General features: G+C 55.4%; 17 protein-coding genes. 9 read left to right on the forward strand and 8 right to left on the reverse strand.

Annotation, left to right across the window (positions count from 1 at the left end; genetic code table 11):
• The first annotated feature begins 10 nt into the window (after positions 1-10).
• Positions 11-928: a hypothetical protein gene (locus H8710_RS08430; RefSeq protein ID WP_249295042.1), complete on the forward strand. Its 918-nt coding sequence runs from the start codon at positions 11-13 to the stop codon at positions 926-928.
• A gap of 57 nt (positions 929-985) precedes the next feature.
• On the opposite strand, the gene H8710_RS08435 is transcribed toward H8710_RS08430, so the two are convergent.
• On the reverse strand, positions 986-1,186 hold the full coding sequence (locus tag H8710_RS08435) for a hypothetical protein (RefSeq protein ID WP_249295043.1): 201 nt from the start codon (positions 1,184-1,186) through the stop codon (positions 986-988).
• A gap of 189 nt (positions 1,187-1,375) precedes the next feature.
• On the opposite strand from H8710_RS08435, the gene H8710_RS08440 reads away from it, so the two are divergent.
• Positions 1,376-1,726 (forward strand): helix-turn-helix domain-containing protein, encoded by a 351-nt coding sequence (locus tag H8710_RS08440; RefSeq protein ID WP_249295044.1) that lies wholly within the window; start codon positions 1,376-1,378, stop codon positions 1,724-1,726.
• Positions 1,727-1,928: 202 nt separating this feature from the next.
• Here H8710_RS08440 and H8710_RS08445 read toward each other — a convergent pair whose 3' ends face one another.
• Positions 1,929-2,606, reverse strand: coding sequence for a response regulator transcription factor (locus H8710_RS08445; protein WP_249295045.1), 678 nt, complete (start codon positions 2,604-2,606; stop codon positions 1,929-1,931).
• A 442-nt stretch (positions 2,607-3,048) separates the two neighbouring features.
• Here H8710_RS08445 and H8710_RS08450 point away from each other — a divergent pair, with 442 nt between their 5' ends.
• From H8710_RS08450 to H8710_RS08475, 6 genes are all read left to right on the forward strand, one after another.
• Complete coding sequence (locus H8710_RS08450) at positions 3,049-5,424, forward strand: cation-translocating P-type ATPase (protein ID WP_249295046.1); 2,376 nt, start codon at positions 3,049-3,051, stop codon at positions 5,422-5,424.
• Positions 5,425-5,700: 276 nt separating this feature from the next.
• The gene (locus H8710_RS08455; protein ID WP_249295047.1) at positions 5,701-5,931 is read left to right on the forward strand and encodes a helix-turn-helix domain-containing protein; all 231 of its coding nucleotides are present in this window, start codon (positions 5,701-5,703) and stop codon (positions 5,929-5,931) included.
• Positions 5,932-6,059: 128 nt separating this feature from the next.
• Positions 6,060-7,085 carry a sensor histidine kinase gene (locus H8710_RS08460; RefSeq protein WP_249295048.1) on the forward strand — a complete coding sequence of 342 codons (1,026 nt, stop codon included), beginning with the start codon at positions 6,060-6,062 and terminating at the stop codon, positions 7,083-7,085.
• 345 nt (positions 7,086-7,430) lie between these two features.
• On the forward strand, positions 7,431-8,195 hold the full coding sequence (locus tag H8710_RS08465) for a class I SAM-dependent methyltransferase (protein WP_249295049.1): 765 nt from the start codon (positions 7,431-7,433) through the stop codon (positions 8,193-8,195).
• 659 nt (positions 8,196-8,854) lie between these two features.
• Positions 8,855-9,622, forward strand: a complete 768-nt coding sequence (locus H8710_RS08470; RefSeq protein ID WP_249295050.1) for an ABC transporter ATP-binding protein — start codon at positions 8,855-8,857, stop codon at positions 9,620-9,622.
• Positions 9,615-11,594 carry an ABC transporter permease gene (locus tag H8710_RS08475; RefSeq protein WP_249295051.1) on the forward strand — a complete coding sequence of 660 codons (1,980 nt, stop codon included), beginning with the start codon at positions 9,615-9,617 and terminating at the stop codon, positions 11,592-11,594. Before H8710_RS08470 ends, H8710_RS08475 begins: the two co-directional genes overlap by 8 nt.
• 116 nt (positions 11,595-11,710) lie before the next feature.
• Here H8710_RS08475 and H8710_RS08480 read toward each other — a convergent pair whose 3' ends face one another.
• The 6 genes from H8710_RS08480 to H8710_RS08505 form a co-directional block, all read right to left on the reverse strand.
• Positions 11,711-12,406: a response regulator gene (locus tag H8710_RS08480; protein ID WP_249295052.1), complete on the reverse strand. Its 696-nt coding sequence runs from the start codon at positions 12,404-12,406 to the stop codon at positions 11,711-11,713.
• Positions 12,399-15,092 carry an ATP-binding protein gene (locus tag H8710_RS08485; protein ID WP_249295053.1) on the reverse strand — a complete coding sequence of 898 codons (2,694 nt, stop codon included), beginning with the start codon at positions 15,090-15,092 and terminating at the stop codon, positions 12,399-12,401. Before H8710_RS08485 ends, H8710_RS08480 begins: the two co-directional genes overlap by 8 nt.
• A 139-nt stretch (positions 15,093-15,231) precedes the next feature.
• Positions 15,232-15,840, reverse strand: a complete 609-nt coding sequence (gene kdpC / locus H8710_RS08490; RefSeq protein WP_249295054.1) for a potassium-transporting ATPase subunit KdpC — start codon at positions 15,838-15,840, stop codon at positions 15,232-15,234.
• A 97-nt stretch (positions 15,841-15,937) separates the two neighbouring features.
• A complete protein-coding gene (gene kdpB, locus H8710_RS08495) occupies positions 15,938-18,007 on the reverse strand; it encodes a potassium-transporting ATPase subunit KdpB (RefSeq protein WP_249295055.1) in 2,070 nt (689 codons plus the stop codon).
• Between the two features lie 12 nt (positions 18,008-18,019).
• Positions 18,020-19,834, reverse strand: a complete 1,815-nt coding sequence (gene kdpA, locus H8710_RS08500) for a potassium-transporting ATPase subunit KdpA (protein ID WP_249295056.1) — start codon at positions 19,832-19,834, stop codon at positions 18,020-18,022.
• Between the two features lie 199 nt (positions 19,835-20,033).
• Positions 20,034-20,228, reverse strand: a complete 195-nt coding sequence (locus tag H8710_RS08505; RefSeq protein WP_249295057.1) for a hypothetical protein — start codon at positions 20,226-20,228, stop codon at positions 20,034-20,036.
• A 361-nt stretch (positions 20,229-20,589) separates the two neighbouring features.
• On the opposite strand from H8710_RS08505, the gene H8710_RS08510 reads away from it, so the two are divergent.
• Complete coding sequence (locus H8710_RS08510) at positions 20,590-22,479, forward strand: catalase (protein ID WP_249295058.1); 1,890 nt, start codon at positions 20,590-20,592, stop codon at positions 22,477-22,479.
• Positions 22,480-22,978: the final 499 nt, after the last annotated feature.

Consider the following 22,978-nt stretch of genomic DNA (forward strand, 5'->3'; position numbering starts at 1 on the left):
GTTATTTGTTATGCAGAACCGTTCTAAAATACGAAACGGCGTCTCCTATGTGTTGGCGTTTTTTCTTTCACTATTCGTAGCGGCTCTTTCGGCCCTTTTGGTGCTTCAGACTACTATACTCAGCGAAAGTTTCTTGCAGAAGCAGGTGGACCGAAGCGGATATGCCGCTAATGTTATCGAGCGCATCGAAAACACTTTCATTTCCTATGGCATGTCCAGCGGATTCGACGAGGCATTTTTCTCCACTGTTTTGGACGAGCAGACCGTTCGGGAGGATATTCGCGGAGTGATGTCCGCTATCTATCACGGAAAGCCGCGTGACGTTTCTACTGAGGCTTTCCGCTCCATGCTGTATGAAAAGCTGCTGGCCAATGTAACGGACCGGGGATTCGTCGTCAGCGAAGAGCTGGAGCAGTCTTTGGAGCAGCTGGTGGATTACTGCGCTGTTACATATCGAAACGAATTGCGGTTTCCAATGGGTTCGGCGGCAGCTTCTATGTTGCAGAAGGCGAAAAATCCGGTGCTGTTGGGAATCGGTGTCATGGCAGCCCTCAGTTTATTTGTCTTTTTTGTGCTGTTTTCCATCCATCCAAGAAAATCCAGTGTGATACGCAATGTGATCTACGCCCTCAGTGGTTCTTTTTTGATGCTGTTCATTCCGACGGGATTCGCTTTGTTGTCCGGGCGAATCGAGCGGCTGGCCATTACCTCAAAGCCGCTTTACTATCTGGTGGTTGCCGAACTGCAGCAGACACTGTATGTCTTTTTGCTGGCCTGCGGCATTTTAGCGGTTATCATTGCGGGGTTGGGGATATGGTATCATATAATGGTACGAAGAAAATCCCATTCCTATGAGCCGGTATTTCGAATCGATAGGTTCCAGGGAGAGGAAAAGGATCAGGCGGATACGGCCAGTTCCAAAGGATAATACAAACAACATTTATACTAGTAAAGCGTAGGTACCACAAAGTGGTGCCTACGCTTTTTATGTTTCCAGTAATATGATGAACAAGACGACAATAAGGAAAAGCCCTAGAGCACAAACGGCGATAATCCAGGGGGAAAAGTGTCGTTTCCGTGGGGGAAGCATATCGGCGATGAGAGGTTCCCGCTCAAAAGAAACGCCGCAACGCTGGCATTTTTGGGCGGAAACAGGATTTTCTTTGCCGCAAAATGGACAGATCATAAGGTGCCTCCTTTATGGAATAGAAAGTGGAAATTTTTAGGATGTAAGTTAAATAATCTTTATTTATTTAGTTTACCAGACAAATTTTTATTTGTCAATATCTATAAGTATAAATAATTACTACCTATAGAGATTTGAAGGAATATCTTATATGAGATAAAGTATACTTATAGATAGGAGAACGAAATTATGACGGATAAAAAACGGGAAATTACTAAAAAAACGGCAGACCGAATACGATATTTCCGAAAACTGCTGGGAATGAGCCAGGAACAGCTGGCTTTTGCGGCCGGGATGAATCCGGCATTTTTGGGGCACATCGAACAGGGCCTCAAATGTCCTACGATAGATACGCTGCAAAAAATATGCAGCGCGCTGGGAATCAGCCTTTCTCAACTGCTGGATTTTGATAGGGGAAAGGGGGACGTGAACGCGGAGGCGCGGATGCGGATTAATCGGGCCGTGCGCCGTCTCGACGCGGAGGATGCCAACCGAGTTGCTACCATTGTAGAGGAAATCGTGCGGATGAAAAAAGAGTAAGGCTGTCCATGAAACGGATGGAAGGCCTTACTCTTTTGTTATGGCGGGTGGATTTCTCCGAAAACCTCGTATGGCGGCAATGAATGAATTTGTAAAATGCGGCGGGGGTATTTTATGCAGTGAAAAAGTTTTGTCAGTGAGAATAAAGCAGGGAATATCACGGGCAGGTTATAGATACATCGGCTGAGATTTGCAGGACATATCATTCGTTTTCGATGAGGTAGCCCAGGCCCTTTTTGGTGTGGATGAAGTCTTGAAGGCCAAGTTCCAGAAGCCGTTTTCTCAGGCGGGTCATGTTAACGGTGAGGGTATTGTCGTCGATGAAGCTGTCGCTTTCCCAGAGGCGCTTCATGATGGCGTCCCGGGAGACGGTTTTGCCTTTGTTCTCCAAAAGAAGCTGGAGAATTTTGAATTCGTTTTTTGAGAGCTCGATTTTTCGGTTGCCGCAGGACAGAGAGGCATCTCCCAGGTTTAAAACGGCGCCGCCGTGTTCGATGACGTTCACCTGTCCGCCGAAGGAGTAGGTGCGGCGGAGGAGGGCTTGAATTTTCGCCACGGCAACATCCAACTCAAAGGGCTTGGGGATAAAGTCGTCGCCGCCCATGTTGATGGCCATGATAAGGTTCATGTTGTCGCCGGCGGAGGATATGAAAATAATCGGAACCTTGGAGAGCCTGCGGATCTCCTGGCACCAGTGATAGCCGTTGTAGTAGGGCAGGGAGATGTCCAGCAGGACAAGCTGGGGGTCAAAAGAGAGGAAATCCTCCAGCACCCGGCTGAAATCCGATACAGTTTGGACGGCATAGCCCCAGCTTTGGAGGCGCTCGTCCAGCACCCGGGCGATGGTGAGATCATCTTCGACGATGAGAATTTTGTACATGGGTGTTCTCCTTTCCGCGGGGCCGGTGAGGGCCTTTCTGATGGATAAAACGAGGGAGGGGGCTTAGTTGCTACCAAATTTAAAAAAAACGGTGGGAAAAGGCAAAAATTTTTGCCGCCATGCCATGGACGGGCTCGCGGCGTAGAAATTTTTGTTTTCTGACGGCAGGGGACGGGGAAGCTCGTTTAGTTGAATAGCTCCTTCTTTTATCTTCCTTATCAGGGCGTGCGCGGGGACCTCCGCGCACCGTTGGCCTATATGCCGATTTTCGCCGGAATGGGCTTGCATAAGGGGGAGAAATCCGGTAAAGTAGGGGATGGGGCGGAACAGCCTCAAAAATTACCGCTTTTTGACAGCGGGTTTACAGATTTTTCATGACAGTTTGAGATAATAGATACAGCGTAACGAAACAGAAGAGACAAAATGCGGAAAGAGGAAGAACATGGGCAAAGAATCGGCAGAGGCAAAGAATATAAAACGCTACCATCCCGCACCGGACGAGGGGCTTTCCCCGGCGCTGGTGCAGCAGAGGATGATCGAGGGGCTGAATAACGTGGACTGTACCGTGGCGACGAGAAGCGTCGGGCGAATTGTACGGGACAACGTCTGTACGCTGTTTAACCTCATCAATGTCATCCTCGCCGCGGCGGTGCTGGCGGTGGGGTCCTATAAAAACTGCCTGTTTATGGGGGTGGTGCTCTGCAATTTGGCTATCGGCATTTTTCAGGAGCTGCGGGCCAAGCGGACGGTGGACAAACTGTCGCTGCTGTCCTCGGTGAAGGCCCATGTGATTCGCGGCGGGATGCCGGTAGAAATCCCGGTGGACGGGGTGGTACTGGACGATGTGCTGGCCTTAAAGAGCGGAGGGCAGGTGGTGACCGACTGCGTAGTGCTCAGCGGCGAGTGCGAAGTGAACGAGTCCTTCGTCACCGGCGAGTCGGAGCCCATCCTCAAGCACCCGGGGGATTTGCTTTTGGCGGGGAGCTTTGTCGTCAGCGGAGAGTGCAAGGCGCGTGCCGAACATGTGGGGGACGAAAACTACATCTCCACCATCTCCAAGGGGGCGAAGCAGTTTAAAAAGGTGCGCTCCGAGATCATGGAGACGCTGAAAAAGATCATCCGGTTTGTTTCTGTCATCATCATTCCAGTGGGGGGGCTGCTCTTCTGGGGGCAGATGCGGCTGCCGGACAACAGTTTTAATGACGCGGTGGTGCAGACGGTGGCGGCGCTGATCGGGATGATTCCCGAGGGGCTGATGCTGCTGACCAGCACCGTTTTGGCGGTGAGTGTCATCCGGCTATCGAGTCACAAGGTGCTGGTGCAGGAACTGTACTGCATCGAGGCGCTGGCCCGGGTGGACACCCTGTGTCTCGACAAGACGGGGACGCTGACCGAGGGGACGATGGAAGTCTCGAAGGTGATTTCCTGGGGGAACTACCCGGTGCGGGAAGCGGAAGAGGCGCTGAGGGCCCTTTGCCGGGCTCTGCCCGACCGGAACGCCACCTTCGAGGCGATTGCCAAGAAGTACGGGGAAAAATCGGACTGGAAACTGACAAAAGCGGTGCCGTTTTCGTCCAAGACTAAGTGGTCAGGGGCGAGCTTTGAGGGCAAGGGAACCTATGTCATCGGGGCGGGGGAATTCCTGTTCCCGGAGATGGCGGCGGGGCTCAAATCAGAGCTTGACCGGTACGCGAAGGAGGGGCGGGTACTGCTTTTAGCCCGGTCTGAGAGCAGGTTCCGGGAACGGGGGCTGCCGGAAGGGCTCAAACCCGTGGCCTTTGTGCTGATTCAGGACGTGATTCGTCCCGAGGCGGAGGAAACCCTCCGGTATTTTATGGAGCAGGGGGTGGACGTGAAGGTCATCTCCGGCGACAACCCGCTGACGGTGTCGCAGATTGCAAAGCGGACGGGGCTCAAAAACTGGGACCAGTGGGTGGATTTGTCGGCCTGCAAGACCGATGAAGAGGTGAAGGCGGCGGCCGCCCGGTACACGGTGTTCGGGAGGGTGCTTCCCGACCAGAAAAAGCTGCTCATTAAGGCGCTCAAAGAAGCGGGGCACACGGTGGCCATGACCGGCGACGGCATCAACGATGTGCTGGCGCTGAAGGAAGCAGACTGCTCCATCGCCATGGCTTCGGGGAGCGACGCGGCGCGGAACGTGTCCCAGCTGGTGCTGTTAAACTCGAACTTCGACTCGATGCCGCGTGTGGTGGGGGAGGGGCGGCGCTCCATCAACAACATCCAGCGGTCGGCGTCGCTGTTTCTGACAAAAACCATGTACGCGACCATGTTGGCGCTGCTGTTTCTGTTTATCCAGATGCCCTACCCGTTCATGCCGATTCAGCTGACCCTCATCAGCGCCGTGACCATCGGCATCCCGGCGTTTATTCTGGCGCTGGAGCCCAACCGGGCGCGGATCGAGGGGAATTTCCTCCGAAACATCCTCATGAAGGCGGTGCCGGGGGGCGTGACTATCGTTATGAACATCGTGCTGACGGTGTTTATCGGGTGGAAGCTCGATTTCCCGGTGGAGATGATTTCCACCATCTGTGTGCTGCTGACGGGGTTTGCGGGGCTGTTGTTGATTCTGCGGCTGTGCATGCCGTTTACCCAGATTCGGAAGATTCTGCTGGGATTTTTGTGCGCGCTGTTTGCCGGGTGCGTCGTGTTTTTGCCGGAGCTGTTCTCGCTGGTGCCGTTGAGCGGCGCCGGGTGGGCGCTGACCGGGGGGCTGGCGCTGCTGGCAGCCGTGGTGCTAAATCTGCTCATCTGGGGGATGGGGAAGCGGTTTGGGAAAGGGCGGTCTGTGGGAAAATAGCGGGCCGATAGGGCATCGGCCCAATAACAGAGATTTCGGACAGCTCGGTAAATCTGCGGGCGGCTGATAGCCGCCCCTACAGGGGCCACGGCCTACCCGTGCTATCCGTCAAAAAAAGGGACAAAAGGCGGGTGATAGGGTGTCGGCCCCTACGGTGTTTCGATAGAAGAGGTAGGGGCGGCTATCGGCCACCCGCCACCATCTATTTTAGAACAGATTGTCCTACCATGGGCTTTTCAGGAATTTGTTTGGTATAATCGCCTTGAGGTGATTAAAATGATCTTTCCAAGGCTGAGAGATTTGCGTAAAGACAATGATTTGACACAGGCGGAGATGGGAAAGTATCTCTGGGTGAGCCAGCGGACTTATTCCCTGTATGAGACCGGAAAAAGGGAGGTTCCTTTGGCGGTATTTATCAAACTTGCAGATTTATATGGTGTGAGTGTGGATTATCTGATGGGTCTCAGCGACGATCCCACGCCGTATCCGCCGTGTAACAAAGAATAAACTGCGGGGGCTGTGCGGGCGGCTGATAGCCGCCCGCACAATGGGTGTGGAAACGGCGGGCCGATAAGGTATCGGCCCCTGCAAGGGGCCAGCCATTCCGGCAAAAAACAATAGAAAGGGGCGGTTTGATGGAAGAGCGGGAGACGGTTTTTGCACTTTTGGGGGCGTATCTCAGGGGAAAAGTGCGCACGCTCCTGTTTTTTCTCATTTCCGCTATGGCGTTCTGCCTCATTTACGCGCTGTACCGGCTTCCCTGGGGGCCGGTGCTTTACTGCGGGCTGATTTCATTCACGGTAGTGCTGCTGTTCGGCGCGGCGGATTTTGCCCGGTTTGTCAAGCGGCACCGGCACCTCATGACCCTTTTGGGGACGGCGGATTTGGAGCTGGGATTCCTGCCCGAGCCGGAAAACCGCATCGAGGCGGATTACCAGCAAATCGCCAAAGTGATGGATCAGACGAGGGCGAAGATTATTTCCGAGCGGGATTCCAGCCGGGAGGAGATGGAGCGGTATTATACCCTCTGGGCCCATCAGATCAAGACGCCCATCGCCGCCATGCACCTGCTTCTCGACTCCGGAGAGGCGACGGAGGAGAAAAAAGAATTGGGGCAGGAGCTTTTCAAAATCGAGCGGTACGCTGAGATGGTGCTCCAGTACCAGCGGCTCGAAACCATGTCCTCCGACCTGATGTTCGGGAAATACGGCATCGGGGACATCGTCAAACAGGCGGTACGGCGGTACGCCTCCATGTTCATCCACAAAAAGCTGTCGGTGGAGCTGGGGGAGCTCTGCGGCACCGTTGTCACCGACGAAAAGTGGCTTGTTTTCGTGGTGGAGCAGATTCTCTCAAACGCCCTCAAGTACACGAGGAAGGGGAAAATCTCCATTTACATGGCGGCGGACGCTCCTAAGACGCTCGTCATCGAGGACACCGGCATCGGCATCCGGAAAGAAGATTTGCCGCGGCTGGGGGAACGGGGTTTTACCGGCTACAACGGGCGGATGGACAAAAAGGCCAGCGGGCTGGGGCTGTTCCTCTGCCGGCGGGTGCTCCAGAAACTGCGGCACGGGATGGCAATTGAGTCAGAGGTGGGGGTTGGGACCAGGGTGCTTCTCGACCTGAGCCGGGATGAGGCGGAGACGGGGCGGGAGTAGGGATGCTGTTCCTTCACATTCCCAAACGGCAACGAATTTGCTGTTTAAGCGGGGAAAACAAAATTTGTCATGTATCATTCAGAAGTTTGGCAATAACTGTGGTTCCCCAATGATGCAAGCTTTTTCAAACGGGGCTGTATATGCAGTTTGAGGCTTCAGTTGAAAAATAGTCCTAAACGAGATATAATCATTTTTGAAAAGAGGTGGACTCTTATGAGGGTTCTTCGAGGTAACTACTCGGTGCAGTATATCTAATGGCGGAGTGCATCGAGATTTTTAGATTTTGCCATCGGCTGGCTGCACCGATTTTATATAAAAATCCAAATATGAGACGGAGTAGTCAACATGAATTTTGAACGATTAAAAGAACAGTGGTTACAGGAAGAGCGCATTGCACATATTCACGGATGGGATTTCTCGCATATACAAGGGCGATATGAAGAAGGCCGGGGCATTCCGTGGAACTACGAGGCAATTGTACGCGGATATTTGTCCTGCGAAGCCAATCTGCTGGATATAGACACGGGAGGCGGGGAGTTTTTACTAAGTTTAAACCACCCGTACGAAAAAACCAGCGCAACAGAGGGATATCCTCCCAATGTCAACTTGTGCAAGTCGGTTTTATTACCCCTTGGAATTGATTTTCGAGAAGCCAAAGATGTCAGCCATATGCCGTTTGGCGATAACTCATTCGATATAGTGATAAACAGACATGGCAATTTCGATGTCAAAGAGTTATTTCGTATTTTGAAACCTGGCGGCATTTTTGTTACACAGCAGGTCGGTGCGGAGAATGATCGAGAATTAGTCAATTTACTGCTTCCTGATACAGCGCTGCCATTTCCGGAACAATATCTAGAAAAGGCTGCCAAAAAATTTACTGACATTGGATTTCAAATTTTACAGTCTCAGGAAGCGTTCCCTATCATTAAGTTTTTTGATGTAGGAGCATTGGTATGGTTTGCTCGAATTATTGAGTGGGAATTTCCGGGATTTTCTGTGGAAAGCTGTTTTGAAAATCTGTACAAGGCGCAACAAATACTGGACAAAGAGGGCGCCATAGAAGCCTCGACGCACAGGTATCTGTTGGCGGCGTTGAAGCCTGCTTAAAATAAAAGCAGACAGATGTACTTTATGTAACAGATCCCTGCTATGCCTATGAATGATATAAATGAACGGATTGAGCGCATCGTTGAAAGGCCGTCAATTTCCACCTATATGGCAATTTAGAGAGCGAAAGCTTAGGGCGCTTTCGCTCTTTTTGAATGATGTGGCACGCCTGATGCGGCAGGGCGCTTTGAGGTGTATGTTGATACGGCTTTTTGACCTGGGAAGCACCGACGACAGAATTTTATATCCTTTTACTTTGCTTTTTTAAAAGACAGATGTCTCTCGAAGCTGTCTCCGATAGGTTTGCCGTTTAAAATGCAAAAAGTAATGATGAAAAAGCGGAAACCTTGCAAAACTGTAAGGTTCCAAGGAGAAATGTAAGCTCTTTCGATGGCTGTACATTTCTTTTTTTATTATAATAGGAGCATGGAAGCGGGGTTCCGGTTCCATCGGGCCAATCCATCCGTCCAAGTGAGATTTCATCCATGGGTCTTTTGGGGTTTTCAGTGGGGGCGGCCCGTTTGGCGGCCCGCGCGCATGCCTTTCGCGATAATGGCCCGCGAAGGGGCAGGAGAACTGCTTTTGTTCCTCTCAATCCTGTTTTGCGGGCGGGCAAGCCGTTTTTTAATCAGATTTTTTAGATAAAAGGAGGAACCCTTATGCCGCTTTTGGAAGTGCGCAACCTAAAAAAAGTATACACCACCCGGTTCGGGGCGAACCAGGTGCAGGCCCTTTCCGACGTGAGTTTTTCGGTGGAGGAAGGGGAGTACGTCGCCATCATGGGCGAGTCCGGCTCCGGCAAGACGACGCTTTTAAACATCTTGGCGTCGCTGGACAAACCCACCAGCGGCGACGTGCTGTTAAACGGGCGAAACATCACCGCCATCAAGGACGGGGAGATCTGCGCGTTCCGGCGGGAGCACCTGGGTTTTGTGTTCCAGGACTTCAACCTGCTGGACACCTTTTCCATTGAAGACAACATCTTTCTGCCCCTGGTGCTGTCCCGGCAGCCCCACAAGGCGATGCAGCAGAGGCTAGGGCCGATTGCACAGAAGCTGGGCATCGGGGAGATTCTTCAAAAATACCCCTACGAGGTGTCCGGCGGGCAGAAACAGCGGGCGGCGGTGGCGCGGGCGCTCATCACGAACCCGCAGATCATTTTGGCCGACGAGCCCACGGGGGCCCTCGACTCCAAGGCGGCGACAAAACTGCTGCGGATGCTCCACGACATCAACGCCGACGGGCAGACCATTTTGATGGTCACCCACAGCATCCGGGCCGCCAGCCACGCCGGGCGGGTGCTGTTCATCAAAGACGGCGAGGTGTTCCACCAGATTTACAGGGGGCAGATGACAAACGACGAGCTGTACCAGAAAATCTCCGACACCCTGACGGTGCTGACGACGGGAGGGAAGGACGTTGAGTAGCCTGTTTTTCCCCAAGCTCGCGCTGACAAACCTGCGCAAAAATAAGAGCACCTATCTGCCCTACCTTTTGTCGGGCATCTTTTCCGAGGCGGCGTTTTACACCATGCAGTCCATCGCGGCGAACCCGGGGCTGAACGACATGCCGGGAGCACAGCCCCTTCAGGTGATCCTGCGGATGGGGACCATCGTCATCGGCATTTTCTGTGTCATCCTGCTGTTTTACACCAACTCCTTTTTGTTCAAGCGGAGAAAAAAGGAGCTGGGACTGTACAGCATCTTAGGGCTCCAGAAGCGGCACATCGCCGCCACCCTGTTCTTTGAGACGCTGTACACGGCGGCGATTACCATTGTCGGCGGCCTGTTGTTCGGCCTGCTGTTCAGCAAGGCGGTGTTTTTGCTGCTGCTAAACCTGTTAAACTTCCCGGTGGCGCTGACCTTTACCGTTTTTCCGTCGGTAATTGCCTCTTCAGCGGGGTTGTTTTTGGGGATTTTCCTCTTGATTTTAGTGGCGAACACCATGCGGGTGAGCCTCGTCAATCCCATCGAGCTGCTCCGGGGCGGGCAGACAGGGGAGAAAGAGCCGAAAACCAACTGGCCCCTGACCATCATCGGTATTTTGATGCTGGGGCTGGGGTACGGCATCGCGGTGTCGGTGAAATCCCCGCTGGACGCGCTGCTTCTCTTCTTCGTGGCGGTCGTCGCCGTCATCATCGGCACCTACTGCCTCTTTGTGGCGGGGAGTGTGACACTCTTAAAGGCCCTCAAGCGCAACAAGAAGTTTTACTACCAGCCGGAGCACTTTATTTCGGTGTCCGGCATGCTCTACCGGATGAAACAGAACGCCGTGGGGCTTGGAAACATCTGCATTTTGAGCACCATGGTTCTGGTGGTGGTGTCCACGACGGTTTCGCTCTATCTCGGGCAGGAAAACACCCTGACAAACCGGTATCCCCACGACATTTCGGTGCTGGTGAGCGACGAGGACTTCGCGCCGGGGAAAGTGGATGAGATCATCGACGACATCGCGGCGAAAAGCGGTGTGACCCTCGTTGACCGGAAAGATTACCGGAGCCTGATGACCTTTGCTATGGAGCGGGATGGGGCTTTTGACTCCGATCCTGAATTGATGCAAGGAAGCGAGATGCCGGTGCAGTTCGAGCTGATCCCCGTGGAGGACTACAACCGCCTGACCGGGGAAAACAAGGCGCTCGGTCCGGGGGAAGTGCTCTTTTATGCCGACGGCTGGCAATTTGACGACAGTGTGCTGCGGCTCGGCCCGAGGAAGTACGGCATCAAGGAGCATCTCGACTCCTTCCCGCTGAAATCCGGGCGGTATCTGGCCACCATGAAGAGCTGCTTTGTGGTGATGGAGAGCCCGGAAGCGATGAAGGACCTCTTTAACGCCACCAGTAACGAGCCGCTCACCGAGTTTCAGATGCACTACTTCGTCTGCGACACCGAGGGGACGGAGGAGGCGCAGATGGCGTTCGCACGGCAGCTCAGGGAAGGCCTTTTAACCACCGAGAAGGCCTTCAGCTACGACAACCGGGCCCTCAACACTCAGGACTGGTACGGCATGTACGGCGGATTTTTGTTCCTGGGCATCTTTTTGGGAATCCTGTTCCTCATGGCGACGGCGCTCATCATCTACTACAAGCAGATCAGCGAGGGATACGACGACCACGACCGGTTCCAGATTATGCAGAAAGTGGGCATGAGCCGGAAAGAAGTGAAAAAGACCATTCACAGGCAGATTCTGACCGTCTTTTTCCTGCCCATCGTCGTGGCGGTGATCCACGTGGCATTCGCCTTTGGGGTCATCTGCAAGCTGCTGTCCATCTTCTATCTCACCGACGTAGGGCTGTTTTTGCTCTGCACCATCGGCGTGATTATCGCGTTTTTCGTGATTTACGCCATTGTGTACGCCCTGACGGCGAAAACCTACTACCGGCTGGTGGAAGAAAACAACTAAACAAAATCACCCGGCCGCGATGGAATGTGTTCCGTCGCGGCCGGGTGATTTTTCGTGGGAATGGGGCGAGCCGCGGGAAAATTCCGGCATGGCGGCGCGCCCCGAAAAGAGATGTATCAGACCTTCAGCATCCGGTAGCCCACGCCGATGTGGGTCTGGATATACTTGGGGTTTGAAGGGTCCGTTTCGATTTTCTTCCGCAGGGTGGCCATAAACACCCGGAGGGAAGCCACGTCGTTGTCCCAGGCGCTGCCCCAGATTTCCTTGGTGATAAAGGTGTGGGTCAGCACCTTGCCGACGTTTTTCGAAAGCAGGCAGAGGAGCTTATACTCGATGGGGGTCAGGTGCAGTTCCTTTTCTTCCAGAAAGACGCATCCGGCGGCGTAGTCGATTTTCAGCTCCCCGTTTGTGAAAACCGAGTCCGGGGCGGATTCGGAGCCCACGTCGTTCAGGCGGCGGAAGGTGACCCGCAGGCGGGCTAGGAGCTCCTCCACCGAGAAGGGCTTTGTCAGGTAATCGTCGGCTCCGGCGTCCAAAGCGTCGATTTTATCGGTGTCCTCGCTGCGGGCGCTGATGACGATGATGGGGGTTTTGGACCAGGAGCGGATTTTCTTGATGATGTCGATGCCGTCCATGTCGGGGAGGCCCAGATCCAGCAAAATCACGTCCGGGTTGTGGGAGACTGCTTCCATGATGGCGGCTTCCCCGTTGGGGGCGGCCTGATAGCGGTAATTGTGGGTTTCCAGGGTGGTGGTAATGAGGTTGCGGACGGCGGAATCGTCCTCTACCACCAGGATGAGCGGTTTATTCATGCAAGGTGACCTCCTCTGCCGGTAATGTAAAGGTGAAAACGGCCCCGTGAGGGTCGTTGTCGCCCACGGTGATGGTTCCGCCGTGGGCGGTGATGATGGACTTGCACAGGGCAAGCCCCAGGCCTAAACTGCGGCGGCTGTCATAGATTTTTGTCTCCGCCGTGTAAAACATGTCAAAGACGTGCTTTTTCGCGTCGTCCGGAATTCCGCCGCCGTCGTCGGAAACGATGACCACCGCCTCGGCACCCCGGCGCTTCAGCTCGATGACGATGTGGGAGCCCTTGGGGGTGTATTTGACGGCGTTGTCCACCAGGTTGATGAGGACCTGCATAATGAGCTTGGCGTCTATTTTCACCAGGATAAAGTCGTCGTCGGATTGTACCTCCACATGATGCTCGCTGCGCTTGCGGTCGGTGTGGCGAAGGGCTTCGGCAACCACTTCGTCGAGAAGCTCGGCGGCGAGGCGGAGCTTCATGGTGCCGTCCTCAATACGGGTGACCGAGAGGAGATTTTCCACAAGGTTGATGAGCCACAGGGAGTCGTCGTAAATATCGGTGTAAAGCTGTCGGCGCTTTTCTTTTTCAATGCTTTCCTCGCTGGACAAGAGGATTCCGGCGTTGCCGGAGATGGAGGTGAGGGGGGTGCGCAGGTCGTGGGAGATGGAGCGGAGAAGGTTAGCCCGAAGCTGCTCGTTTTTGGCTAGAAGGGCGGCCTGCTCCCGTTCTCTCGTCACCTTGTCGTTTTTGAGGGCCAGGGCGCATTCGCCTAAGATGGAGAGCATGATGCTGTTCTCAAAGGGAGCCAGGGGTTTCCCGCCCATGGCGATGCCTACGACGCCGAAAACATCGCTTGCCACACGGACCGAGAGGTAGAGGCATTTGGAATCGCCTAAAGTGCCGGTGGTGGCACCCGCCCGCTTGTTGTTGTGATAGACCCAGGCGGCGACGGCCTGTTCGTGGCTCGTTTGGTATGCGGACATCTCATTCCCGCTGTGGACGGGGAAGAGGAGGGGGGCGGAGAGCTCATCGTTTCGCACGCCGTAAAAGAGAACGTCTTTGTTTAAGAGCTTGGTCAGCTGATTGCAGGTGACCGAGACAATGCCGGCGAAGTCCTTCTCGCTGCCGATCAATTGGTTGGTGTCAAAGAGGATTTTGGTCCGGTAGGCGGTTTCCGCCGACTGCCGCGCCTGTTTTTTGATGCGGACGGCCAGGGAACTGGTGAGGAAAGCGGCGATGAACATAATGACAAAGGTGACAGGGTATCCCGCGTCATAGGCGTTTAGGGTGTAGCGTGGTTCGGTGAAGAGAAAGTTGAAAAGCAGCACGCTGACAATAGAGCTCACAAGGCTGAAGACCCGCCGGGAGGTGGTGACCGCCGTTACTAGCACCCCCAGGATGTAAATGGTGATGATGTTGGCCTCGCTGAATCCCAGCTCGTAAAACAGAAAGCCGATGGCGGTGGAGGCGGCCAGGGCCAACAGGCTTTTAAAAACGTCGGAAGGGACGCGTTCCGGCCGCTGAGGGGAGCGGCGTCTCGCCTTGTAGAGAGGGGTGTTCCGGTCGGGGATGATGTAGATGTCCAGGTTCGGGGAGAGCTGGGTGATCCGCTCGGTCAGGGAGGGGCGGGCGAACAGGAGGCCCCTCCGGGCGCTGCTCCGGCCCAGGACGATTTTCGACACGCCGGAGAGACGGGCAAATTCCGACACCTGAAAGGCGATGTCCTCGCCGTAGACCGTTTCGATGGCGGCGCCCAACTGCTGGGCCAGATGGATATTCTGCCGCAGCCGCTCTTTGTTTTCCTCGGTGATGGCGGAAAAGTCCGGCGTTTCGACGAAGAGGGCGGTAAAGGTGCCCTTAAATGCCCGGGCCATCCGGGCGGCGGTGCGGATGATTTTCGAGTTGGTGGGGGAGGGGGAGAGGCAGACGAGAATATGCTCGTCTGTGTAAAAATCGGTGTTGTTTTTGACCCGGGCCGTGTCGGTCAGGGTGTTCACCCGGTCGGCGCAGCGGCGCAGGGCGATTTCCCGAAGGGCGGTGAGATTGTCGATGTTAAAAAAGTTCTTAAGGGCCTGCTGGGCCTGGGATTCCTTATAAATCTGCCCGGCGTGGAGCCGCTCGATCAACTCCTCCGGCTCGATGTCCACCAGTTCCACCTGGTTTGCGTTGTCAAAGACTTTGTCGGGGATCCGCTCCCGCACCATGACGCCGGTGATGGAGGCCACCATGTCGTTTAGGCTCTCGATGTGCTGGACATTGACGGTGGTATAGACGTCGATGCCGTTGTCGAGAAGTTCGCTTACGTCCTGATACCGCTTCAAGTGCCGGCTGCCGTCGGCGTTGGTGTGGGCCAGCTCATCAATCAGAATCAGCTGGGGCTTCCGGGCGATGGCGGCGTCTAAATCCAACTCCCGAAGGGCGATGCCGCCGTGAACCGTTTGCCGGGTGGGCAGAATTTCCAGGCCGTTTAAGAGTTCCACCGTCTGCGGGCGGGCGTGGGGCTCCACGTAGCCCACCACCACATCGACGCCCCGGCGTTTGGCCGCGTGGGCGGCTTTGAGCATGGAATAGGTCTTGCCGACCCCGGCGGCGTACCCGAAAAAGATTTTCAGGTGTCCCCGGCGGCTTTGTTCCTCTTCCTTGCGGATCTGCCGGAGAAGCTTCTCCGGGTCGGTTCTTGTTTCCTCCACAATACCACCTCCATTACAACCATTATAAAGTGTTTTGCTTTAAATTTCTATGAGAGAATGGTTTTTAGTATTAAGATCGTATAAAGATTCTGCCCCAAAAGAGAAAAGAGGATTCCTTGAGAATCCTCTTTTTGGGGGGCTATTGTTGCAGGATGCCGTCCAGCATCAGGTTCACTTCCAGGACGTTGACGGTTTCCTCACCGAAAAGGCCCAGGAAGCGGCCTTTGGTGCAGGAGCGGATTGCGTTGCGGACTTCCTGTTCTGGAATGCCGCGGGCGCTGGCGATACGGGGAACCTGGTATTCCGCGGCGGCGGGGGAAATGTGGGGGTCCAGGCCGCTGCCGGAGCAGGTGACGAGATCCACTGGGATGGGGGCGTCGCCCATGTGGGGGTTCGATGCCCGGAGTTTTTGCACCCGTTCCGCCACCAGGGCCTCATATTCGTCGCTGGCGGGGCTCAGGTTCGAAGGGACGGCGTACATAAGGGGGTTGCCGTCTTTGCCGGTGTAGGTGGAAACGTCGATGTTCATGATGCGGCCCCAGAGGTGGCCGTCGTCGGTGAATTGCTGTCCCAAAAGCTCCGAGCCATATTTCTTGCCGTCCACTTCGATGATGCTGCCGTTGGCCTGATGGGGGAAAATGAGCTGGGCGGCTCCGGTGACCACGCCGGTGTACAAAACGCCGCAGACGACGGTAAAAATCAGGAAAATTGCCGCTGATTTTGCCAGAACCGATTTGAATGTTTTCATAAAATAATCCTTCCTTTCCGGGGATGGAGCGGTTTTTGCGGCAGAACCGCAAAACGGTCCATAACCGCGTTTGAAAGCTTCATTTCAAGCGGCTCCGCTATGCTAGGCCCAGCATAACCAGCAGCATGTCGATGAGCTTGATAAAGAGAAAGGGAGCCGCCAGGCCGCCCAGACCGTAGATTAAAAGATTGCGGGAGAGGAGCTTTCCGGCGGGGACCTCCCGGTATTTGACTCCTTTGAGAGCCAGGGGAATCAGCGCCACGATGATGAGGGCGTTGTAGATAATGGCGGAGAGTACGGCGCTCTGAGGGGAGTGGAGCCCCATGATGTTCAGAGCGGAGAGGCCGGGGTAGAGCCCCATGAAAAGGGCGGGGATGATGGCGAAATACTTCGCCACGTCGTTGGCGATGGAGAAGGTGGTGAGGCTGCCCCTTGTCATGAGAAGCTGCTTGCCGATGCGGACAATGTCGATGAGCTTTGTGGGGGAGGAGTCCAGGTCCACCATGTTGCCCGCTTCCTTGGCGGCCTGGGTGCCGGAGTTCATGGCCACGGCCACGTCGGCCTGGGCCAGGGCGGGGGCATCGTTGGTGCCGTCGCCGGTCATGGCGACTAAATGCCCTTTTGCCTGGAAGTCCCGGATCATGTCTAGCTTTCCCTCGGGGGTCGCTTCGGCTAAGAAGTCGTCCACGCCCGCCTCGGCGGCGATGGCAGCGGCGGTCAGAGGGTTATCGCCGGTGATCATGATGGTTTTGATGCCCATTTTCCGCAGGTCGGCAAACTTTTCCTTGACGCCCTTTTTGATGATGTCTTTCAGGTGGATGACGCCGAGGATTTTGTGGTTTTTGGCGACGACAAGGGGGGTGCCGCCCTCTTTGGCGATGTTTTTGACGATTTCCCCGCACTCTTTGCTGTAAACGCCGCCCGCTTGGGTGACGTAGGCCTCCATGGCCTCGGCGGCGCCCTTGCGGATTTCGTTTCCGTCGTAGTCCACGCCGCTCATGCGGGTTTTGGCGGTGAAGGGGATGAAGGTCATCTGTTTGTCGGAGAGGCTTCTCGCCCGGATGCCGAACTGTTCCTTGGCGAGGACGACGACGCTGCGGCCCTCCGGGGTTTCGTCGGCCAAAGAGGAAAGCTGGGCCGCGTCGGCCAGTTCCTCAGGGGAAACGCCGTCCACCGGGAGGAACGCATGGGCCTGCCGGTTGCCTAACGTAATGGTGCCGGTTTTATCGAGCATGAGGATGTCAACGTCCCCGGCGGCCTCAATGGCGCGGCCGCTCATGGCGAGGACATTCGACTGATTGAGACGGCTCATGCCGGCGATGCCGATGGCGGAGAGCAGCGCCCCGATGGTGGTGGGGGCGAGGCAGACAAGCAATGCCACCAGAGTGGTCACCGAGGTGGGGCTTTCGATTCCCACCTGTTTGGCGGAAAAGAGGGAGTAGGTGTAGAGGGACATGGTGACGAGGATGAAGATGATGGAAAGGGCGATGAGAAAAATCTGCAAAGCGATCTCGTTGGGGGTCTTTTTGCGGGCCGCGCCTTCCACCATGGCGATCATTTTATCAAGGAAACTTTCGCCCGCTTCGCTGGTCACCTGCACGACAATCCAGTCGGAGAGGACAGTGGTGCCGCCGGTGACGGCGCTCCGGTCGCCGCCGCTTTCCCGGATGACGGGGGCGGACTCACCGGTGATGGCGCTTTCGTCCACCGAGGCGGCGCCGCCCACCACTTCGCCGTCGGCGGGGATTTGTTCGCCCGCTTTGACGAGGACGAGGTCGCCTTTCTTGAGGGAGGCGGAGGGGACGACGGTTATGCGGTCTTTTTCGTCCGCCGACGGGATTTTATAAGCGTCCACGTCCTTTTTCGCCGCCCGGAGGGAATCGGCCTGGGCTTTGCCCCGGCCCTCGGCGATGGCTTCCGCGAAGTTTGCGAACAAGACGGTGAACCAGAGGATGACGGCGATGGCCAGGGTGTAGCCCGACGGCGCGTCCTTCAGGCCGAAGAGGGAGACGATCCACAGGCCGGTGGTCAGGATGGCGGAGAGGTAAACCAGCAGCATGACAGGGTTCTGCGCCTGGGTTCTGGGGCTGAGTTTGAGAAAAGAATCTTTGACGGCTCTGCCGAGCATTTTTTTATCGGCAAATGCGGATTTTATTGGTGCGGACATATGGGCGCCTCCTTAGACGATACTGGTGAAGAACTCAGCGATGGGCCCCAGCGCCAGCGCCGGGAAAAAGCTGAGAGCGCCCACCAGCAGGACGATGACGATCAGCAGAAACACGAACATGGCGTTTGTGGTGGAAAGGGTGCCGGCGGTTTCAGCGATTTTTTTCTTTTTCGCCAGACTTCCGGCGATGGCCAGGGTGCCGATGATGGGCAGAAAGCGGGCAAAGAGCATGACAAAGCCCAGCGAGACGTTTAAAAACACGGTGTTGGCGTTAAAGCCGGCGAAGGCGGAGCCGTTGTTGCCGCCGGCAGAAGAATAGGCATAGAGCAGTTCTGAAAAGCCGTGGGGGCCGGAGTTTGCGAGGCTATTGGCCACTTCGGGGACTGCGGCCGCCATGCCGCTGCCCACTAAGATGGCAATGGGGGTGGCGAGGCAGACGAGAACCGCCCACTTCATCTCGTAGGGCTCGATTTTTTTACCCAGAAACTCCGGGGTGCGGCCCACCATCAGCCCGGCGATGAACACCGCTAAGATGGCGAAAGCGAGCATCCCGTAAAGGCCGCAGCCGGTTCCTCCGAAAATCACTTCGCCCAGCTGCATCTGGACCATGGTGATCATGCCGCCCAGAGGGGTGTAGCTGTCGTGCATCGAGTTGACCGAGCCGTTGGAGGCGGCTGTCGTAAAGGCGGCCCAGGTGGAAGAGGCGGCGATGCCGAACCGAGTTTCCTTGCCCTCCATATTGCCGCCGGCCTGGTCGGACATGGAGATGTCCACCGCGCCGTTTTGTGCAAGCTGAGGGGTAGCGGCCTGCTCATTGACGGCGATGGCCGACAGGGCGATCAAAAGGCAGAGGAACATGGCCATAAAGATGGCGAAGCCCTGTTTTTTGTTTTTGACGCTCTTTCCAAAGGTGAAGCAGAGGGCTGCCGGAATGAGCAGCAGGGAAATCATTTCAAATAGGTTTGTAAAGGCGTTGGGGTTTTCTAAGGGATGGGCGGAGTTGACGCCCATGAATCCGCCGCCGTTGGTGCCGGTCTGCTTGATGGCCACCTGGCTGGCGGCCGGGCCCATGGGGACGAACTGCTCGGTGACGATTTGGGCGTCCTTTATGACCGCGCCGTCCACGGTGACGGTGTTTGTCTCCGCATCGATGACGGCGTTTTCGAGGATTTCTCCGCCGGCGCTAATTGCGATGGGTTCCAGGAGGGAAACGGTCTCGGCGGGCTTTAAGTTCTGGATGACGCCGCCGCCCACGAGGCAGAGGGCGATGACGAGGTTCAAAGGAATGAGGATGTGGACGACGATACGGGTCAGGTCCACCCAAAAGCTGCCCAAGCCGTCGGTCTTGACCTTGATAAAGCCCCGGATGAGGGCGAAGAGCACTGCGATGCCGGTGGCGGCGGAGACGAAGTTCTGTACCGTCAGGCCCAGGGCCTGGGTCAGGTAACTCAAAGTGGATTCACCGGAATAGGCCTGCCAGTTGGTGTTCGTCACAAAGCTCGAAGCCGTGTTGAAGGACAGGTCCCATTTGACGCCGGAGAGGCCTTGAGGGTTGCCGGGAAGAAATCCCTGCAAAAGCTGGAGCAAAAAGAGAAACAAAAGGCCGATGCCGGAAAAGACCAGGACACTCAGCAAATATTTCTTCCAGTTCATCTGCTCGTTTTTGTCCACTCTCATGACCTTGTAGACGGCGTTTTCACAGGGGGTCAGGATTTTTGAGAGGAAGGTTTTCTCCCCGTCCATGACCTTTTTGATATAGGCTCCCAGCGGGACCGCCAGTGCCACCAGAATGGCCAGGTAGAGGACGTATTGCAGGACGGAGCTCATTTTTGCGCATCCCCTTTCATGAGAATATAGAAGTAATAGAGTAAGAGCAGTGCCGCGCAGGCGCCGATGACGCCGACTAAGATGTTCATAAATTGACTTCCTCCTTTGCAAAAAAATTCTAACACCGCCGTGGTTAAAACGGTGTTAGCAAGATTCGTTCTATGTTAAGACGGCATTAAGACGGAAGCTGCCTTGTATTCTACAGCCAGCCGCAAAGCAGGGCGACGGGCAGCATGACGATGGAGGATGCCGCAAACAGAGCAAGCAATGTGAGCAGCGGAGCGCCGATAAAGATTCCTACCCAGCAAAGGACGGGGTGGCGCTGGGTCAAGCGGGTGAAACCGCTTTCTTTTTTGGTTTTCATTGGATGGATTATTTTGATGGCGCGTGTCATATGAATCCTTCCTTTCGGAATTTAAGGCGGGATCTGCCGAAATCGCACTGCCGTTTTCCGCGATAACGGATAAAATAGCAGGCGGCGAACTGCAAAGGCGTTGGTTTAAAATCTTTTTTGCCTTGCGCCCTTCTATGGTTTTATCCTATCACCGGTGTCGTTAAAACGGTAAAAGGAAGGAGCGAAGAAGGATAAAAATTTTGTTAAGATGGGTTTAAAAAGGTAGAAGGCGCAGAAATAAGGCCGAAAGCTTGCGGCCTTATGGGATAATTTATCATTCTGCGTCTTTGGAAAAGCCCCCTTCGCATAAAATTGGGGTAAGGCTTTGCAGCCAATCTCATTTGAGGAGGAATTTTGATAGATGGAGAAAAAAACCTTTCAGGAGATGATCGAGCGGTATAATCGAGAACTCGCCATGCTTCAAAGACAGTCCAGCACCGGGGAAATCTATGATGGGCCGGGGGTTTCAGCGATGCCCAGGCAGGAAGTTCCGCCCCCGGCGCCGGAGGTTCCGCCGACCACACCGGAAACGCCGCCCACAGGCCCGGAAGGAGGAGAGCCTGTGCCGCCGTTGCCGCCTCAAGAGCCGCCCTGCATACCGTGTCCCCCTTGTGAGCCATGCCCCTGTCCCCCTTGTGAGCCATGCCCTTGTCCGCCCTGTGAGCCATGCCCCTGTCCCCCTTGTGAGCCATGTCCTTGTCCGCCCTGTGAAAAGCCGGATTGCGGTTGCTGTGGGCCCAACGTTCCGCCCGAGTGGGGATGCAAACCGCCGCAGATACCAGAATGGGGCTGCTGCGAGCCGTGCGTCCCCTGCGACAAGCCAGCCTGCGGGTGCGGAAATCCAGACTGCAAGTGCGAGACCCCGTGTCAAAACTGCACCTGTGGGCGTGAGGAAAATAACGGAGGATCCTGCGTCGAAAATAATTGTGCTGAGGACCGGCGGGAGTTCCACTCCCAGACAGTGGGGGCGGATGGCCCTGTATTGGTGCAGGACGGACGGCTTCATGAGACGCTGGATATCTTTGTAAACAGCGTGGAGCGGGAGCGGGTCGTGCACACCAAAGGTTACGGCGCTCTGGGCTGCTTTAGGCCCTACCAGTGCATGGCACCCTATACTAAGGCGGCATTTTTGCAGGACCCGTCCGTGGAAACGCCGGTGTTTGTCCGATTTTCCCTGGCGGTGAGCAACAGAGGCACTCCGGACAGTGCCAGAAACGTCCATGGTTTTGCCACCAAGTTTTATACCAAAGAGGGAAACTTCGATATTGTTGGCAACCAGATCCCGGTATTCTTTATCCGGGATGCTATCCGGTTTCCTGAGGTTATCGCCGCGCTGAAGCCATCGCCAAAGAATAACCTGGCTAATCCCGAGGCCATCTGGGATTTTATCGCCCGGACGCCGGAAGCCCTGCACATGGTCACCTGGCTCTACTCCGACGTGGGGACCTTGGACAGCGTTCGCACCATGCGGGGCTTTGGCATCAACACTTTTGTCTGGGTCAACAAGGCGGGGGAGAAGCGGTATGTGAAGTACCACTGGATCCCTTTGGCAGGCGAGCGGTGCATCGACAGTGAGGAAGCCCGGCGGTTGGCCTGTGAAAACCCAGACGTCATGGCAGAGGATCTTTATCACACCATTGCCGGAGGCGGCTGTGTGGAATATGAACTACGGGTTCAGCTCATGAATCCCTGCGACGCGGAGAAGCTCCCCTATGACCCGCTGGACGACACCAAGGTGTGGAGCGAGCGAGATTACCCGCTGATGCCGGTGGGGCGGATGATTTTGGACCGCAACCCCGACGATTACCGCACGCAGGTAGAGCACGCCGCCTTCTCGCCGGCCAATTTAGTGCCAGGTATTGAGCTCTCAGCCGACAAGATGCTCCAGGGCAGGTCTTTTGTCTACTGGGACGCCCAGCGTCACCGGTTGGGTAACGGATTCCGGGAAATTCCGGTCAACCGGTCACCTGACTGGTCGCCTTCCAAGATGCCGGATAGCGGTATGGGAGAGTGTCTGGAAGGGGTTGTCACCCGTTCCGCCATCGAAAAAACCGATGATTTCACCCAGGCGGGGGAGCGATACCGCTGTCTGCCGGAAATCCACCGGCGGCATCTGGTGGAAAACATCGCGGCCGACTTAGGACCCATGCCAAAGCGGATTAAAACCTGCGTGATGGGGTATTTTAGAAAGGCTGACGAGGAGTTTGCCGCCCGCATCGAGGAAGAGATGAACAGAATGAGACGCCGGTAGGAAAACTTTTCTTATTTGCGGACCCTTTTACCCAGATGGACGAAGTTTTTAGGTTCAGATTCTTGATTAAAAATGCCCATTTAGGGTGTTGACATAAAAGCGGTGTAGAGCGCCACTGTGCACTTCTGCGTTTTTATGTCAGCCCCGCTAAATGGGCATTTCCTTTGTCTATAAATCTGGAGGCGTTTATGAGGACGGATTTTATGCCACAAGCGCGATGGCGGCAGCCGTAAGATACTGCATAAAACTCCCCGCTTTTCAGTTTGCGTTGGGAGATAAACCGCAGCCCCCTCGGCCGCATCCACTGAATTTCCGGCCTATCACTCCAATTTTATAAAAAAGGTGAAAAAACAGGCAGATGTTACAGCATCGCTGCGAGGATCTCCTCGAGGGGCACATCCACCAAATACATCGATGTCATTGGAGGATATAATCCACCGGAAAGCGGTCTGAGATTTGTACGACTGGTGGGACCAGGAGTCTCGGTATACCGGGTTTC

This window comes from Fumia xinanensis (assembly GCF_014384905.1).
Taxonomy (GTDB): domain Bacteria; phylum Bacillota; class Clostridia; order Oscillospirales; family Ruminococcaceae; genus Fumia; species Fumia xinanensis.

What these genes read in the sequence shown, in the direction of transcription:
- H8710_RS08440 (WP_249295044.1), top strand. Translation starts at nt 1,376, where the DNA reads ATGACGGATAAAAAACGGGAAATTACTAAAAAAACGGCAGACCGAATA.
- H8710_RS08435 (WP_249295043.1), bottom strand. Translation starts at nt 1,186, where the DNA reads ATGATCTGTCCATTTTGCGGCAAAGAAAATCCTGTTTCCGCCCAAAAA.
- H8710_RS08510 (WP_249295058.1), top strand. Translation starts at nt 20,590, where the DNA reads ATGGAGAAAAAAACCTTTCAGGAGATGATCGAGCGGTATAATCGAGAA.
- H8710_RS08430 (WP_249295042.1), top strand. Translation starts at nt 11, where the DNA reads ATGCAGAACCGTTCTAAAATACGAAACGGCGTCTCCTATGTGTTGGCG.
- kdpB (WP_249295055.1), bottom strand. Translation starts at nt 18,007, where the DNA reads ATGTCCGCACCAATAAAATCCGCATTTGCCGATAAAAAAATGCTCGGC.
- H8710_RS08445 (WP_249295045.1), bottom strand. Translation starts at nt 2,606, where the DNA reads ATGTACAAAATTCTCATCGTCGAAGATGATCTCACCATCGCCCGGGTG.
- H8710_RS08470 (WP_249295050.1), top strand. Translation starts at nt 8,855, where the DNA reads ATGCCGCTTTTGGAAGTGCGCAACCTAAAAAAAGTATACACCACCCGG.
- kdpA (WP_249295056.1), bottom strand. Translation starts at nt 19,834, where the DNA reads ATGAGCTCCGTCCTGCAATACGTCCTCTACCTGGCCATTCTGGTGGCA.
- H8710_RS08460 (WP_249295048.1), top strand. Translation starts at nt 6,060, where the DNA reads ATGGAAGAGCGGGAGACGGTTTTTGCACTTTTGGGGGCGTATCTCAGG.
- H8710_RS08480 (WP_249295052.1), bottom strand. Translation starts at nt 12,406, where the DNA reads ATGAATAAACCGCTCATCCTGGTGGTAGAGGACGATTCCGCCGTCCGC.
- H8710_RS08450 (WP_249295046.1), top strand. Translation starts at nt 3,049, where the DNA reads ATGGGCAAAGAATCGGCAGAGGCAAAGAATATAAAACGCTACCATCCC.
- H8710_RS08455 (WP_249295047.1), top strand. Translation starts at nt 5,701, where the DNA reads ATGATCTTTCCAAGGCTGAGAGATTTGCGTAAAGACAATGATTTGACA.
- H8710_RS08465 (WP_249295049.1), top strand. Translation starts at nt 7,431, where the DNA reads ATGAATTTTGAACGATTAAAAGAACAGTGGTTACAGGAAGAGCGCATT.
- kdpC (WP_249295054.1), bottom strand. Translation starts at nt 15,840, where the DNA reads ATGAAAACATTCAAATCGGTTCTGGCAAAATCAGCGGCAATTTTCCTG.
- H8710_RS08505 (WP_249295057.1), bottom strand. Translation starts at nt 20,228, where the DNA reads ATGACACGCGCCATCAAAATAATCCATCCAATGAAAACCAAAAAAGAA.